The sequence below is a fragment of the Kitasatospora sp. MBT63 genome (assembly GCF_000710465.2).
GTDB lineage: Bacteria > Actinomycetota > Actinomycetes > Streptomycetales > Streptomycetaceae > Kitasatospora.
This window is the reverse complement of sequence record NZ_JAIZ01000651.1, coordinates 2,567-18,674: the sequence shown is the minus strand read 5'-3', so window position 1 is coordinate 18,674 and position 16,108 is coordinate 2,567. Positions and strand designations below refer to the sequence as shown.

The 16,108-nt window shown below is 71.6% G+C and carries 12 protein-coding genes; 8 read left to right on the top strand and 4 right to left on the bottom strand.

From position 1 onward, the window contains the following. Positions 1-262: 262 nt before the first annotated feature. Complete coding sequence (locus AA75_RS34245; protein WP_033824258.1) at positions 263-1,195, top strand: SGNH/GDSL hydrolase family protein; 933 nt, start codon at positions 263-265, stop codon at positions 1,193-1,195. 64 nt (positions 1,196-1,259) lie between these two features. On the opposite strand, the gene AA75_RS34240 is transcribed toward AA75_RS34245, so the two are convergent. Beyond that, positions 1,260-3,647: a lamin tail domain-containing protein gene (locus tag AA75_RS34240; protein WP_033824267.1), complete on the bottom strand. Its 2,388-nt coding sequence runs from the start codon at positions 3,645-3,647 to the stop codon at positions 1,260-1,262. A 665-nt stretch (positions 3,648-4,312) separates the two neighbouring features. Between AA75_RS34240 and AA75_RS34235 the strand changes: the two genes are divergently transcribed. Next, positions 4,313-6,283 carry an NPCBM/NEW2 domain-containing protein gene (locus AA75_RS34235; protein ID WP_359889337.1) on the top strand — a complete coding sequence of 657 codons (1,971 nt, stop codon included), beginning with the start codon at positions 4,313-4,315 and terminating at the stop codon, positions 6,281-6,283. 88 nt (positions 6,284-6,371) lie between these two features. On the opposite strand, the gene AA75_RS34230 is transcribed toward AA75_RS34235, so the two are convergent. Then, entirely contained in the window at positions 6,372-7,478 is a 1,107-nt protein-coding gene (locus AA75_RS34230; protein WP_033824256.1) for a HoxN/HupN/NixA family nickel/cobalt transporter, read from the bottom strand. A 255-nt stretch (positions 7,479-7,733) separates the two neighbouring features. On the opposite strand from AA75_RS34230, the gene AA75_RS34225 reads away from it, so the two are divergent. The 5 genes from AA75_RS34225 (at position 7,734) to AA75_RS34205 (ending at position 13,547) form a co-directional block, all read left to right on the top strand. Further along, positions 7,734-9,467: a putative Ig domain-containing protein gene (locus AA75_RS34225; protein ID WP_033824255.1), complete on the top strand. Its 1,734-nt coding sequence runs from the start codon at positions 7,734-7,736 to the stop codon at positions 9,465-9,467. Between the two features lie 273 nt (positions 9,468-9,740). Then, entirely contained in the window at positions 9,741-10,010 is a 270-nt protein-coding gene (locus AA75_RS34220) for a hypothetical protein (RefSeq protein WP_033824254.1), read from the top strand. Positions 10,011-10,146: 136 nt separating this feature from the next. Beyond that, positions 10,147-10,419 (top strand): hypothetical protein, encoded by a 273-nt coding sequence (locus AA75_RS34215; protein WP_033824253.1) that lies wholly within the window; start codon positions 10,147-10,149, stop codon positions 10,417-10,419. Between the two features lie 245 nt (positions 10,420-10,664). After that, complete coding sequence (locus tag AA75_RS34210; RefSeq protein WP_051813953.1) at positions 10,665-12,740, top strand: discoidin domain-containing protein; 2,076 nt, start codon at positions 10,665-10,667, stop codon at positions 12,738-12,740. A gap of 132 nt (positions 12,741-12,872) precedes the next feature. Then, on the top strand, positions 12,873-13,547 hold the full coding sequence (locus tag AA75_RS34205; protein WP_033824252.1) for a TetR/AcrR family transcriptional regulator: 675 nt from the start codon (positions 12,873-12,875) through the stop codon (positions 13,545-13,547). Here AA75_RS34205 and AA75_RS34200 read toward each other — a convergent pair. Next, a complete protein-coding gene (locus AA75_RS34200) occupies positions 13,526-14,239 on the bottom strand; it encodes a TIGR00266 family protein (RefSeq protein ID WP_033824251.1) in 714 nt (237 codons plus the stop codon). The two genes, AA75_RS34205 and AA75_RS34200, sit on opposite strands and share 22 nt — an antisense overlap. 232 nt (positions 14,240-14,471) lie before the next feature. Here AA75_RS34200 and AA75_RS34195 point away from each other — a divergent pair, with 232 nt between their 5' ends. After that, complete coding sequence (locus AA75_RS34195) at positions 14,472-14,750, top strand: hypothetical protein (protein ID WP_149038540.1); 279 nt, start codon at positions 14,472-14,474, stop codon at positions 14,748-14,750. A gap of 193 nt (positions 14,751-14,943) precedes the next feature. Here AA75_RS34195 and AA75_RS34190 read toward each other — a convergent pair whose 3' ends face one another. Further along, positions 14,944-15,894: an ABC transporter substrate-binding protein gene (locus AA75_RS34190; protein ID WP_082527031.1), complete on the bottom strand. Its 951-nt coding sequence runs from the start codon at positions 15,892-15,894 to the stop codon at positions 14,944-14,946. Positions 15,895-16,108: the final 214 nt, after the last annotated feature.

The following is a 16,108-nucleotide window of genomic DNA, read 5'->3' as shown; positions in this document are numbered from 1 at the left end:
GGGACGGGAGGGGATAACGGAAAATCGCACAGATTTTTTTCGGACAGGTTGGCGAGGCTCTCGGGCCACCCGTGGAAGCCATGCCATCGCTCCACCATGGAGCGTAATTCCCAAGGAAGTTGACCAGGATTCAGCAGCAATTCGCTGGGGCGGAAACCTGGACACCCCGTTAACGTGCCAGTAACTTACCAATCAGTAAGACGCTGTGGCCCAGCTCACGTACCCCACCACCCACCCTCGTTTCTCTCCCCCAGGAGGAACCGTGCTCGGCCCTGCCCTGAAGCGAAAGTCCGTCCTGGCCGGCGGCGTGCTGCTGTCCGCCGCACTCACCGCGCTCACCGCGCTCGGTGCCCCCGCCCAGGCCGCCGGCGGCACCGGCAAGTACGTGGCGCTCGGCGACTCCTACGCCGCCGGCGCGGGCGTGCCCGGCCAGTCGGCCGGCCTGTGCCTGCGCTCCGACCACAACTACGGACACCTGGTCGCCGCCGCCCTCAAGAGCAGCGCGTACACCGACACCACCTGCTCGGCCGCCAAGATCAAGGCCATCACCTCGGCCCAGTACGACGCCTTCATCCGGGTGAACGACCCTCAGATCGACTCGGTCACCGCCGACACCGAACTGATCACCGTCGGCATCGGCGGCAACGACCTGGGCACCTCCGACCTCGGCATCGCCGACGTGATCGCCACCTGCATCGGCGGCGCGGTGGTCAACCCGCTCGGCACCCCCTGCAAGGACCACTACGCCGACGGCCACTGGGACTGGAGCAGTTGGAGCTGGCAGTGGGGCACGGACACCCTGCGGCAGCGGATCGACGCGGCCCGCCCGCAGCTCGCCGACGCCCTGCAGCGGATCCACGCCAAGGCGCCGAAGGCCAAGGTGCTGCTGGTCGGCTACCCGTCCGTGCTGCCCGACGACGAGTGGAACTGCGTCGGCCGCCAGCCCGTCACCGTCGGCGACGTGGCCTACCTGCGCGGCGTGCTCGGCAGTCTCAACTCGATGCTGGCCGCCACCGCGGCCGCGAACGGCACCACCTACGTGGACACCGCGACGCCGACCAAGGGCCACGACATCTGCTCGGACGACCGCTGGATCGAGGGCACCATCCCGCACTCGCTCGCCGTCCCGTTCCACCCGAACGCGACCGGCGAGGCGGTGATGTCCCGCGCCGTGCTGAAGACGCTCGGCCGCTGACACCGACGGAACGGGGCGGGACCGCTGTGCGCGGCCCCGCCCCGTTCCGTTCACCGCCGCCGGGTCACGGCTTGACGCGGACCACCTGCGGGTCGTGGTCGCTGGCCTGGTTCGCGAACTCGCTGTTGATGTGCACCACGTCGTACTTGGCGTGGGTCAGCCCGGGGCTGACCAGGATGTGGTCCAGCACCTGGGAGTTGCCCTGGTAGACGTAGGAGTAACGCTGCTTCTCCGGGAGCTCGTTCACCAGGTCGCGCAGCACGCAGTCCTTGGTCAGCGCGGTCAGCGCCGGGGAGAACTGGTAGTCGTTGAAGTCGCCGAGCGAGACCACCTTGGCCTGCGGGTCGGCGGCCAGCAGCTTGGCGACGAAGGCCTGCTCGATGCCGGCCTGCTTGACCCGCTGCACCTCGGAGGAGCGGGTCGGCGCCTGGAAGCGACTGTCGATGCCCTGGTCGCCGCCCTTGCTGTTGAAGTGGTTGGCGATGACGAAGACCTTCTTGCCCTTGAACGAGAACTGGCCGACCAGCGGCTTGCGGCTGGTGTTCCAGGCCTCGTTGCCGGGGTCGATCCGGCCCGGGGAGGCGGTCAGCGCGGTGGTGCTCTCCTTGCCGGTGACGTCCACCGCGGTGGTGGCGCCGCCGCCGGCGATGTCGGTGAAGGAGACCCGCTGCGGGTTGAACAGGAAGACCTGGCGGATGTTGCCGCCGGGCTCGCCACCGTCCTTGTTGTTCTCCGGGTTGATGGAGCGCCACTCGTACGCCGGGCCGCCGGCCGCCTTGATCGCGGCGATGAACTTGGCCACGGTGGCGCCGGCGTCCACGGTGCCGTCGTTGGTGGCGCCGTTGTTGTCCTGGATCTCCTCCAGGGTGACGATGTCGGGCGAGCGCAGGTTGGTCACCACGCCCTTGGCGAGCTCGCCGAACTTGCTGTCCGGGTCGCTCGGGTCGAGGTTCTCCACGTTGTAGGTGGCGATGGACAGCTCGCCGGCCGCCGCCTCCTTGGTGACCTCACGCTGCAGGCCGTTGTCCTGGAGTGCGCCGAGGGTGGACGCCACCAGGGTGTAACCGCCGAACTGGTTGTAGTCCAGCGGGCCGGAGGTCACGCCCTGCAGCCGGTCACCGACGTTGGCCAGCGGGAACGGCTTCTCGGCCTCGGGCGCGAGCGCCTGCACCATCAGCCGGCCGGAGTTGGGCCTGTCGTAGCCCAGGTAGATGGCGCCGCCGCGCTTGGACTTCTCGTCCTGGCGCCGGGCCTCCACCCACAGCTCGTGGTACTGGTCGGTGGCCTGCACCACGCGGACGTTCTTGACCTGGACGTTCATCCCCTCCAGGGACTCGAACAGGTCCAGCGCGTAGCTGCCGGGCTTGAGGGTGTTGGCCTCGATCGTGCCGCCGGCCGCGTCGGCGGTGTACGCCTCGGGGATGGAGTCGTCGTTCAGCACCACCGGGGCGGGCACCGGGTTTCCGGAGGAGACCACGGTGACCAGCGGGTTGGTCAGCTCGGTGACGGACTGGCTGCCGCCGGCCTGGTTCGGGTAGTACTCGCTGACCTTGGCGGTGACCAGGACCGCGTCACCGGCCTTGACGGTCGGGGTGGCGTTGCCGGTGTAGACGAACACGCCCTCGCTGGTGGCCGGGTCGGCGTCCGGGTTGGTGTCCTGGATCCAGAAGCCCTTGGAGCCGTAGGTGCGCACGCCGGTGACCACGCCGGGGATGCCCTGGATGGTCTGGCCGGCCTTGGGCGAGATGCGGGTGTTGCCCTGGATGTCGTGGATCCGCACCGAGCCGGGCTCGGTCGGGTTCGGCGGGGTGGTCGGGCCGCCGGTGGTGTCGCCCTTGCTGTTGGTCGGCGTCGGGTCGCCGGCCTTGAGGTCGGCCGCGTTGTCGTCGGTGTCGGCGAGGTCGGCCGCACGGGCCACCGAGGCGGTGTTGCTCGCGCCGGCGGCAGGGCCGCTGCCCTCGCGGACCACGGCGGTGCCGAAGCCCACCAGGTCGCGGACCTTCGGGTCGGCGGCGCAGTCCGCGGCGGTCTTGCAGGTGAGCGCGGTGGTGCCCTGCACCAGGGCGACGGTGCCGGCCGTGCCGGACAGCGCGAGGGTGCCGGTGGCGTCCGGGGCGGGCAGCTCGACGGTGCCGCCGGTGCCGGCCGACTCGGCGACCAGGAAGCGGCCGCCGGGGGCTATCGAACCGGTCAGCGGGGTGACGCTCCAGGTGGAGGTCGGGCCGGGGCTGGCCGAGATGTACTGCACGCTCCAGCCGGTCAGGCCGAACGCGGCGCCGCCCTTGTTGGCGAGCTCGATGAAGTCGTTCTTCAGGGTGGCGCCGGAGTTGCCGCCACCGCCGTAGACCTCGGAGATCACCGCGTCGGCGGAGGGCGCGGCAACGGCGCCCGGCAGCGGGACCAGGACGAGCGAGGCCGCGACGCCGGCCGGGATGATGGTGGCGCGCAGCAGCGCCCGGCGTGAGCGGGCGGCGGTGGGCTTGGACACCGGTATCAGGACTCCTTAGGTCTGCCCGGCCGTCACGGCGGGCCGGTTCCGGGCAGCGAGGTGGCCCGGCCGACGGGAGGTCTCCGGGCGCTTGAGGGTGTGTCAGAGCGCTTACTACTCGCGTAGATCCGAAGCCTGTGGGCGCTTCGGCGAAGCCAAGATACGCGCGTAGAAAATGACCCGACAAGGGCCTGTGCGTTAACTCTTGGCGCAGACACGTCCAACCGTCGCCCACCCCGGCCGGCCCGGGCCGTTCATGATCCACCATTTTCCAACGTGCGGGTTCCGGGCTGTTGATTTCGGTCAGTCCTCGCCGGGCGCCGAGTGCCGCGCCGAACGGACGGTGTGTCAACACTCTTGACGCGGCCATGAAACGGCGCTGTCATGTGTGACATTACGTTGGAACGCGTTGGCTTTGGTTGCTTTCTGATCGCCTTCGCAACCGGCCACCTCTCACCCGCAGGAGCCCTCACGTGCTGTCCCGCAGAGCCTCCTGGCGCCGCCGTTCGGCGTCCGCGCTCACCTCGCTCGCGTTACTCACCGGCGGCGTGGCCCTCACCGCGGCCGTCCAGCTGGCCGGCGCCCCGCCAGCCCTCGCCCTCGACAACGGACTCGCCCTCACCCCGCAGATGGGTTTCAACAACTGGAACTCCACCTGGTGCGGGGACGACTTCGACGAGGCGATGGTCAAGGGCATCGCCGACCTCTTCGTCTCCAAGGGCCTCAAGGACGCCGGGTACCGGTACGTCAACCTCGACGACTGCTGGGCCCTGCCCGCCCGCGACGCGGCCGGCAACCTGGTGCCCGACCCGGTCCGCTTCCCGCACGGCATCAAGGCGCTGGCCGACTACGTGCACGACAAGGGCCTCAAGTTCGGCCTCTACTCCAGCGCCGGCAGCAAGACCTGTGACGTCAAGGGCTTCCCCGGCGGCCTCGGCCACGAGCAGCAGGACGCCAACCTCTGGGCGTCCTGGGGCGTCGACTACCTGAAGTACGACAACTGCAACAACCAGGGCGTGGACGCCCAGCAGCGCTACAAGGCGATGCGGGACGCGCTCGCGGCGACCGGCCGCCCGATCCTGTTCTCGATCTGCGAATGGGGCGCCAACCAGCCCTGGGGCTGGGCGCAGCCGGTCGGCAACTCCTGGCGCACGACCGGGGACATCAGCGACACCTGGTCCAGCATGATCACCATCGCGCACCAGAACCAGCAGCTCGCCCCGTACGCCCGGATCGGCGCCTGGAACGACCCGGACATGCTGGAGGTCGGCAACGGCGGCATGACCGACACCGAGTACCGCACCCACTTCAGCCTCTGGGCCCAGATGGCCGCCCCGCTGCTGATCGGCACCGACCTGCGCACCGCGGACCCCGAGACGCTCGCGATCCTGACCAACAAGGACGTGATAGCCGTCGACCAGGACCCGCTGGGACGGCAGGGCACCGTGGTGTCCTCCACCGGCGGCAAGGTGGTGATGTCCAAGCCGCTCGCGGACGGCAGCCGCTCGGTCACCCTGACCAACGAGGGCTCGTACACCGCCACCGTGGCCACCACCGTCCAGGCGGTCGGCATCGGCGGCGCCACCTCGTACGCCGTCAAGGACCTGTGGAGCAAGCAGAGCAGCAGCACCACCGGTGCGATCAGCGCCTCGGTGCCGCCGCACGGCACGGTGATGCTCCGGGTCACCCCGGGCACCCCGGTCCCCCCGCCGGGCGGCATGAACCGGCTGAGCGACCTGTCCTGGAGCTCCGCGGTCAACGGCTGGGGCCCGGTGGAGCGCGACCGCTCCAACGGTGACACCGCGGCCGGCGACGGGCGCACCATGGCGCTGCGCGGCACCCAGTACAGCCGCGGCCTCGGCGTCCACGCGGGCAGCGAGGTCGGCTACTTCCTCGGCGGCACCTGCCGCAACCTCACCGTCGACGTCGGCGTCGACGACGAGACCGGCGGCAACGGCTCGGTGGACTTCCAGATCTGGAAGGACGACGCCAAGGTCGCCGACAGCGGCCGGCTGACCGGCCGCGACGCCGTCAAGCACCTGAGCGCCGACCTCACCGGCGGCACCCGGCTGCGGCTGGTGGTCACCGACGCCGGCGACGGCATGAGCTACGACCACGCCGACTGGGCCGAGCCCCGGCTCGCCTGCGGCGGCGGCCCCTCGGCCGGCACCCACCCGCTGAGCGACCTGCCCTGGTCCGCCGCCGTCAACGGCTGGGGCCCGGTCGAGCACGACCGCAGCAACAACGAGGCCCCCGCCGGGGACGGCCACCCGATCACCGTCCAGGGCGCCACCTACGCCAAGGGCCTCGGCACCAACGCGTACAGCGAGATCACCTACTACCTCGGCGGCGACTGCACCGGCCTGACCACCGACGTGGGCGTGGACGACGAGTCCGCGACCCGCGGCTCGGTGGTCTTCCAGATCTGGAAGGACAACACCAAGGTCGCCGACAGCGGCCTGCTCACCTACCAGGACGCGGCCAAGCACCTGACCGCCGACCTGACCGGAGCGCTGGAGCTGCGCCTGGTGGTCACCGACGGCGGCGACGGCGCCGCCTCCGACCACGCCGACTGGGCGGCCCCGCAGCTGACCTGCTGACCTGCTGACCACGGTCCGACCCGGTCACGCGCGCGAGGCCCGCCCGACGGCTGTCGGGCGGGCCTCGCACGGCTGGTCCGGGGCCTGCTCAGTCGGCCTCCACGGCGGCCGGCTCGCGCAGCGCGGTCGACCACTTCTGCTCGACCTTGCCGAACTTCCAGTACGCGGCCGCCACCGCCCAGGTGAGCACGAACAGGCCGACGATGGCGTAGCCGACCAGGTTGAGGTCCAGCTCGGCGATCCAGCCGACCGGGCCGGCGGTGATGTCCAGCTTCTCGGAGAGCAGGCCGATCAGCTCGATGCTGCCGATCACCAGGGCGACCAGCACGGACAGGCCGGTCACCGTGAGGTTGTAGTAGATCTTGCGGACCGGCTTGGAGAACGCCCACTCGTAGGCGAAGTTCATGAACGAGCCGTCGATGGTGTCCAGCAGGCTCATACCGGCCGCGAACAGCACCGGCAGCACCAGCAGCGCGTACCAGGGCAGCGAGAAGGCGGCCGCGCCGCCGGCCAGCACCAGCAGCGAGACCTCGGTGGCGGTGTCGAAGCCGAGGCCGAACAGCAGGCCGACCGGGTACATGTGCCAGGACTTGGTGACGGCCCGGGTGACCCGGCCGAGGATCCGGTTCATGAAGCCGCGCTTGTCCAGCTGGCGCTCCAACTCGGCCTCGTCGTAATCGCCTTCGCGCATCCGGCGGAAGACCTTGAGGATGCCGTTGAAGGCGCCCAGGTTGATCAGGCCGATCAGCAGCAGGAAGGTGCCGGAGACGCTGACGCCGATCAGGCCGGTCGCGTTGTGCAGGGAGGACTCGTCCGACTCCACCTGGCCGGCCAGCGACTGGATGCCGAAGGCGAGCAGCGCGCACAGCCCGAAGACGATCGACGAGTGGCCGAGCGAGAACCAGAAGCCGACCGACAGCGGGCGCTTGCCCTGGCCCATCAGCTTGCGGGTGGTGTTGTCGATCGCGGCGATGTGGTCGGCGTCGAAGGCGTGCCGCATCCCCAGGGTGTAGGCGGTGAGGCCCATGCCCGCCCCGAAGACCTGGCCGCCGACGTCATAGTGGTGCGGCGCGATGACCGCCAGCAGGGTGAACCAGCCGATCACGTGCAGGGCGAGGATGAACGCACCCATCCCCGCGAGGCGGATCCACTCGTCCCGGGTGAGCCGGTCGCGGAGACGGCTAGGCGCTGGCATGGGGGGTCCTCTCGGTACGGGGGTCGAGCCGGGACAGTTTTCCCTGCTGTTGTACCCATGTGCAAATCATGTGCAACAGCGAATTCCCCCCGCCTGCCTGTATCTCGCATGCCGGATGCCTGAAGCCCCCGAGAAATGTCATGAACCGTACATGGATCGGCCATCCGCCGAACCTTTCGGCCCCTGTGTCTACGCGCGGATACTCTCCCTCGCTCGTCCCGCCCGAATCCCCAACCCCCCTCGGAGGAACGACAGATGACCAGCTTCCGCCCGGCCCGCCGGGCCGCCGGCGCCGCCGCAGCAGCCGCGCTGACCGCCGCCCTCACCGCCCTCGCGGTCCCGGTGCCGACGGCCGCCGCCACCACCGCCCCCGTCGCCGCGGCGGCCAAGCACCGGGTGCTGTTCGACAACACCAAGGCCGAGACGGCCGGCAACGCCGACTGGATCATCAGCACCGCCCAGCCCGACCCGCTCACCCAGAACCCGAACCCCAGCACCGAGAAGAGCTGGACCGGCGCCCTCTCCGCCTGGGGCGTCGCCCTGCAGAAGACCGGCCAGTACAGCCTCAAGACCCTGCCCGCCGGACAGGCCATCACCTACGGCACCGGCGGCACCCTCGACCTCGCCAACTTCGACACCTTCGTGCTGCCCGAGCCGAACGTCCGCCTCAGCACGGCCGAGAAGACCGCCGTGATGACGTTCGTGCAGCACGGCGGCGGGCTGTTCCTGATCTCCGACCACAACGTCAGCGACCGCAACAACGACGGCTGGGACTCCCCGGCCGTCATCAACGACCTGCTGACCAGCAACGGCGTCGACAACACCGACCCGTTCGGCTTCTCCGTCGACCTGCTGAACATCACCACCGACAACCCGCGCGCCGTCACCGACGCCGGCGACCCCGTCCTGCACGGGCCGTTCGGCACCGTCACCGGCTCCATCCTGCGCAACGGCACCACCTTCACCCTCAGGCCCGCCGACAACCCCGCCGTCAAGGGCCTGCTGTACCGCACCGGCTACAGCGGCACCACCGGCGCCTTCTTCGTCACCAGCACCTTCGGCGCCGGCCGGGTGGCCATCTGGGGCGACAGCTCACCCGCCGACGACGGCACCGGCCAGAGCGGCAACACCCTCTACAACGGCTGGGACGACCCCGCCGGCACCGACGCGGCCCTCGCCCTCAACGCCACCGCCTGGCTGGCCGGCACCGGATCCGGCACCGGCACCGGCACCGGCAGCGTCACGCTCGCCGACCCCGGCGCCCGCACCGGCACCGTCGGCACCGCCACCGGCCTCCAGCTGTCCGCCACCGACACCGCCGGCGGCACGCTGACCTACAGCGCCACCGGCCTGCCGCCCGGCCTGTCCGTCAACCCCGCCACCGGACTCATCGGCGGCACCCCCACCACCGCCGGCAGCTACCAGGTCACCGCCGGCGCGGCCGACTCCACCGGCCCGTCCGCCAGCGCCGCCTTCACCTGGACGATCAACGCCGGCGGCAGCTGCACCGCCGCCCAGCTGCTCGCCAACCCGGGCTTCGAAGCCGGCTCCACCGCGTCCTGGACCGAGACCAACTCCGGCGGCTCCAGCGCCATCAACAGCAGCTCCGGCGAGCCCCCGCACTCCGGCGGCTACGACGCCTGGCTGGACGGCTACGGAACGGCCACCACCGACACCCTCGCCCAGACCGTCACCCTCCCGGCGGGCTGCGCCGGTTACACCTTCGGCTTCTGGCTGCACATCGACACCGCGGCCTCCGGTACGACGGTCTTCGACACCCTGAAGGTCCAGGTGCTGAACCCCTCCGGCACCGTGCTCGCCACCCTGGCCACCTACTCCAACACCGACGCGGCCGCCGGCTACCAGCAGCACACCTTCGGCCTGTCCGGGTACGCGGGGCAGACGGTCACGCTGAAGTTCACCGGGACCGAGGACTACACCAAGCAGACCTCCTTCGTCCTGGACGACGCGGCGGTCGACGTCTCCTGACGCACCGGCCCTCCGCCGCCGCCCGCGGCCCCGCCGGGTACCCGCCGGCGGGCCGCGGCCGTGCTGACGGAGCGTCGGCCTGATCCGTTCCGGGTACAGGAGGGCGGGGATCTGCGGATGCCCGCCACCGTCGGCGATCCGATGGCGTACGGTGACGACGACACCCTGCGTGGAGGACCCGATGGGCGCACAGCCCGACCACCTGCCCGACCGGCCGCCCGTTGCCCCGCCGTGCCCGGCGGCCGTCCGTCCGCCCGGCCGCGGGGTGCGCGGATGAGCGGGCGGGCCTGGCCGGCCTGGCCCGCCCGGCTGTCCCCGCAGGCGGCCAAGGTGCTGGTCGACCTGCCGGCCCCGGTCCAGGAGATGGTGCGCGACGTCCTCGACATCGCCTCCCGCACCCCCTGGGGCTGGCCGCAGTGGGACAGCACCGACCCGGAGGGCGAGGACGTGCGCACGGCCGCGATCGGCCCGCTCACCGTCGTGTACTGGACCAACCGCGCCCGCAGCCGGCTGCACGTGATCGAGATCGTCTGGTTCGGCTGATCGCGCTTGCCGGGCGGCCCGAGGGGCGGTGGACCCGCAGATGCGGTGCGGCCGGCCGATGTCCGTGCGGTGCTGCGCCGCAGGCCGCCCCGGCCGTGCCCGGCGGTTGTCGGACCCGGCTGGGAGGCTGGCGGTCATGGACGACGAAGCGCTGCTGCGGGGCCGGGTGTACGGCGCCGACCACGACGACCCCGATCCCGGGCCGCGGCCCGGCCACCGGTACCGCGAGCTGGTCGCCGGCCCACTGGACGGCCTGCTGCTCGACGTCACCGACTGGAGTGACGAGCAGCTGGCCGAGGGTGCCGGGCTGCCGACCGAGATCGGCTCCCACGGGCCGGGCGGCCGGGCCCACTACGGGCCCCGGGCCGGGGATCCCCGGCGCTGGGACTGGTCCGGCGACACACCGTGAGCGGCCGTCCGCGCGTCGGCGCAGAGGTGCATCCGCCGGGCGGTGGAACCGGGTCCGGGTGAACCGACGGTCCATCAGGTCATCCGTCCCGGACTATTGACTGAATGTCCAACAGTCGGGATTCTCGTCGCATCTTGCGTGCGGGACATGACAGTCGCCCGGGCGGTGGGGCGCGCTCGCACGCCCCGCCGGCGGTCCGGCTGCGCTGCCGCGCCGTCCGCCGACCGAAGGCGTGAGTGATCACCATGGTTCGACACACGCACAGCAGGCACGGGCACAGCAGACGCCGGCCCACCGCGGTCCTGGCGCTGCTGCTCGCCCTGGTGGCCATGGCGCTCGCCCCCGCGCCCGCCGCCTCGGCCGAGTCGGGGTGGTGGGTGCCGACCGCGCGCCCGGCACCGGACTCCGGGGTCAACGTCACCGGTGAGCCGTTCAAGGGCACCGACGCGCAGGGCCACGTCCGGGGCTTCGTGGACGCGCACGACCACATCATGGCCAACGAGGGCTTCGGCGGCCGGCTGATCTGCGGCAAGCCGTTCTCCGATCTGGGCGTCGCCGACGCGCTCAAGGACTGCCCGGAGCACTACCCCGACGGCTCGCTCGCCATCTTCGACATGATCACCAAGGGCGGCGACGGCAAGCACGACCCGGTCGGCTGGCCGACCTTCAAGGACTGGCCCGCCCACGACTCGCTCACCCACCAGCAGAACTACTACGCCTGGGTGGAGCGCGCCTGGCGCGGCGGCGAGCGGGTGCTGGTCAACGACCTGGTCACCAACGGCGTGATCTGCTCGGTCTACTTCTTCAAGGACCGCGGCTGCGACGAGATGTCCGCCATCCGCCTGGAGGCGCAGAAGTCGTACGACATGCAGGCGTACATCGACAAGATGTACGGCGGCCCGGGCAAGGGCTGGTTCCGGATCGTCACCGACTCCGACCAGGCGCGCCAGGTGATCGAGCAGGGCAAACTGGCCGTGGTGCTGGGGGTGGAGACCTCCGAGCCGTTCGGCTGCAAGCAGATCCTGGACGTCGGCCAGTGCAGCAAGGCCGACATCGACCGCGGGCTGGACGAGCTGTACGGGCTCGGCGTGCGCAGCATGTTCCTGTGCCACAAGTTCGACAACGCCCTGTGCGGCGTGCGGTTCGACGAGGGGGCGCTCGGCACGGCGATCAACGTGGGGCAGTTCCTGTCGACCGGCACCTTCTGGCAGACCGAGCAGTGCGCCGGACCGCAGCACGACAACCCGATCGGTCTGGCGCCGGCGCTCCAGGCGGAGAAGGAGCTCCCGCCGGGCGTCACCGTCCCGTCGTACGCCGCCGGGGCGCAGTGCAACACCCGCGGGCTCACCGACCTCGGCGCCTACGCCGTGCGCGGCATGATGAAGCGCAAGATGATGCTGGAGATCGACCACATGAGCGTCAAGGCCGCGGACCAGGCCTTCGACATCCTGGAGTCCGAGTCGTACCCGGGCGTGATCTCCTCGCACAGCTGGATGGACCTCGGCTGGACCGAGCGCCTCTACAAGCTCGGCGGGTTCGCCGCCCAGTACATGAGCGGGTCCGAGGCGTTCAGCGCGGAGGCCAAGCGCACCGACGCGCTGCGCGACAAGTACGGCGTCGGCTACGGCTACGGCACCGACATGAACGGGGTCGGCGGCTGGCCGGCGCCGCGCGGTGCCGACGCGCCCAACCCCGTCAAGTACCCGTTCCGCAGCGTCGATGGCGGGTCCCTGATCGACCGGCAGACCGCCGGCCAGCGCACCTGGGACCTCAACACCGACGGCGCCGCGCACTACGGCCTGGTCCCGGACTGGATCGAGGACATCCGGCAGGTCGGCGGCCAGGACGTGGTGGACGACCTGTTCCGCGGCGCCGAGTCCTACCTGCACACCTGGGCGGCGTCCGAGAACCACCGGGCGGGCGTCAACCTCGCCGCCGGCTCGCCCGCCGCGGCCAGCTCCACCGAGTGGTGGAACCCGTTCGTCAGCTTCGCGCCCGGACGGGCCGTGGACGGCGACACCGGCACCCGCTGGGCCAGCGAGTGGAGCGACGACCAGTGGCTGCAGATCGACCTCAAGGAGACCAGCGTGATCCGGCGGGTCACCCTGGACTGGGAACGGGCCTACGGCAGGGCGTACCGCATCGAGGTGTCCACCGACGGCTCCACCTGGCGCTCGGTCTGGTCCACCACCACCGGTGACGGGGGCGTGGACACGGCCCGCTTCCCCGGCGTCTCGGCCCGCTACGTCCGGGTGCACGGGCAGCAGCGCGGCACCAACTGGGGCTACTCGCTGCACGAGGTCGGCGTGTACGGCACCTGACGCCGACGTCGCGCAGCCCAGGGCCCGGTGGCGGCCCGGACCCGAGGGGAGAGCCGGGTCCGGGCCGCCACCGGCCGTCCGGGCCGTCCGGCCGGACGGCCCGGTGACCGCACCCCGGTGAAGGGAACCTTGATGGCCCGGATGCCGTCGGCCGAGCGCAGACGCCAGCTGACCGAGGCCGCGATCCGCGCGATGACCCGGGACGGGGTCCCGCGGACCACCACCAGGTCGATCGCCGCCGAGGCGGGCGTGTCGCTGAGCGTCTTCCACTACTGCTTCGACTCCAAGCAGGCCCTGCTCGAAGCGGTGATCGAGGCGATCACCGAGCACTCGGTGGCGAGGGTCCGGGAGGCGATCCGTCCCGAGGCGCGTGTGCAGGGTCCCGCCGGGTCCGCCGCGACTTCGCACACGGGCCCCGGGGGCACCCTGCGCGACACCGTCCGCGCCGGGTTCCAGGCCTACTGGGACCACGTCGCCGCGAGCCCCGGCGAGCACATGCTCACCTACGAACTCACCCAGTACGCGCTGCGCCAGCCCGGCTTCGAGCACCTGGCGCGCCGCCAGTACGAGCTGTACTGCGCCACCTACGGCGAACTCCTCGAACAGCTCTGCGCCGCGACCGGCTCCGAACTCACCGTCCCGGTAGCGGTACTGGCGCGCTACCTGGCCGCCCTGACGGACGGTCTGACGCTGAACCACCTGGTGCTTGGCGACCCGGCGGGCGCCGCGGAGATCCTGGACATGGTCGCGGACCACGTGGCCGGACTGATCCGGGCACCGGCTGCTCAGCCGCCGTCCGACACCTGAACACCCTCGGCGTCGGGCTTCGGCAGCGACTCCTGGACGAACGCCACCAGCGCCTTCGGGTTGCGGGTCTGCAGGAACACCCGTCCGGGACCGGTGAAGTCGCAGACCAGGAACTGGCCGGTCTTCAGCGAGCGGATGGTGCGCCCGGCCGCGAGCCGGCGGACCGCCAGCGTCGTGCTGCTGTCGTAGGCGACGATGTGCCCGGTGGCGACGGTGACCTGCTCGCCGGGTGCCAGCACGAGGGCGTCGAGGGCGCCGTAGCACCCGAGCACGGCGCTGCCGGCCCCGTCCATCCGCAGCGTGAACCCGCCCTCGCCGCCGAACAGGTTCTGCATGCCCGCCCACTTGGTCTGCGGCTCCACCCCGGGCGAGCACCCCAGCCAGCTGCCCTGGGTGACCTGCAGCGGCTGGTCGGGGGTGACGTCCACGGCCACCACGTCACCGGGGAGCCGGTGCGCCAGGTCGACCCAGCAGCCCTCGCCCTGCGCCGTGAAGTGGCTGAGGAAGAGCGAGCTGCCGCCGACCGCGGCGCGCTTGAGACCCGCCAGGATCCCTCCGCTCGACTTCGCGTCCACCTCGATCCCCGCACTGCACGCGTACATCGACCCCGACTGCGCCGTGAGCGTCTCGCCGGGCGCCAGTGAGCAGCGGGCCACCGCGAATCCGGGGTGGTGACGGGTGTCGGTCCGCATGGCGTCCTCCGGTGCTCGTCGCTGCTGGTCGCTGCTCGCGGGGTCGGACGGGGGCGCCCCGCGCTCCGGGGGCCGCACGGGCGGGGGCGGGGCCCGCCCGTCCATGCTTCCACCGCGTCCGGCGCCCGGCATCCCCGCCGGGCGGGCGCGGGGGCGATGCGGGGGAGCCGGGCGGGACCCGGACGGGTGCGGGCGATGGCGGCGGAGGCCAGCCGCCGCCAAGGTGGTTCGTATGACAACGAGACTTGGGCGTGCTGACCGTGACCGTCTCGCCGCCGCTGTCCTGCACCCGTCCGGGGGCGCCGGACGCAAGGCGCCGGCCGCGCGGGTGGACGAGGTCCTGCTGGAGGCGGCCATCGCGCTGCTCTGTCAGTACGCGGCCGGGGCCGCCGACGAGCCGATCGGGCGGGCGGCCGCCACCGTCGCAGGCCGGCTCCAGCTGTGCGTGCCGATGACCGCGCTGGTGGTGGACGTCAACGAGCCGGACCCGCCCGACCTCGCCCTGCACTGAAGCAACGCCCCGGCGGGCGCAGACCGGCGCGCCGGGCGTGTCGCGCCGGGGTCCGGGGGAGCGGGGCGTACGGTGGTGGAGCGAGGTCAGGGGCGGCGGTGGCCGCCCCCTCGCCCTGGTCCCCGGGCCCGGCCGCGTCCCCCCGACGGCCGGGCCCGGATCGTTGTGGTCCGGGCCTCCCGGTCCGGGGCGGTCAGCTGCCGCCGTTGACGACCGAGTTCTGGACCGCCCCCGCGGTCAGCTGGCGCTTCGCCAGGATGGCGTCGTAGGTGCCGTTGACCACGAGGGTGTTGACCGCCTTGGTCAGGACGTCCCGCAGCTGGCTGTCGCTCTTGCGGACGGCGATCCCGTAGGGCCGGGGCTGGAGCTGGTTCCCGGCGACCTCGTAGCTCTGCCCGCCGTCGACGGTCTGGGCGCTGTACAGCGCCTTCGGGTAGTCGGTGAGGTAGGCGTCGGCGCGGCCGGCGTGGAGGCTGGCCAGGGCGTCCGCGTCGGCGTCGGTCTGCTGGACCTTGAGCGGCTTGCCGAGGTGCTCGCAGGCCTTCTGCTGGCGGGCGGCGAGGTCGTCGTGGATGGTGCCCTTCTTGACCGCCACGGACTTCCCGCAGATGTCGTCGAGGCCGGCGATCCGCTGGGGGTTGCCCTTGCCGACCACGATGCCGATCCCGGCCATGAAGTAGTCGACGAAGTCGACACCCTCGTTGATCTGCTTGTTGTTCTTGTCGACGCCCTGCTGGCGCTCGCGGGTGTCGGTGATGCCCGAGAGCCCGATGTCGTACTTCTTGTCCAGCAGCCCGGGCAGCACGTTCGCGAAGGGGCCGACGTCCTGGAACTCGAACTTGACGCCCAGCGACTTCTCCAGGGCGGCGGCGACGTCCGGGTCCAGGCCGTCCACCACGCCCTGGGCGTTCTTGAAGATCACCGGCGCCGCGGTGAACGACGAGCCCACCCGGATCACGCCGGCCTTGCGGATCGCCTCGGGCAGCCGGTCGTGGAGCGATTCCTGGCCGCCGCCGGTACCGCAGGCGCCGAGCAGGAGGGCGCCGGTGGTGGCTGCGGCGACGGCGGCGCAGTGGCGGCTGGTGGAGCGGGTCATCTTCGGTACTCCCGGATGGTCGACGCACTGTTCGGGAGTTCGGGACATGGCGGCAGGGTGTGCCGACAGCACCCCACCGGCCCCGTTCCGGTGAGACAGCACCCCCCCCGCCCGCGACCGCGGCCCCGGGAGGGGAGGCTGATGAGACTATAACGACCGGTTCATGTCACTCCGCACCGGGGGGATCCGCAGGTGGCGGGCCTCCCGGCCGAGCGGCACAACGTGCCTCCGTACCGGCGGAGTTCGGCGGTCCCCGACGGCG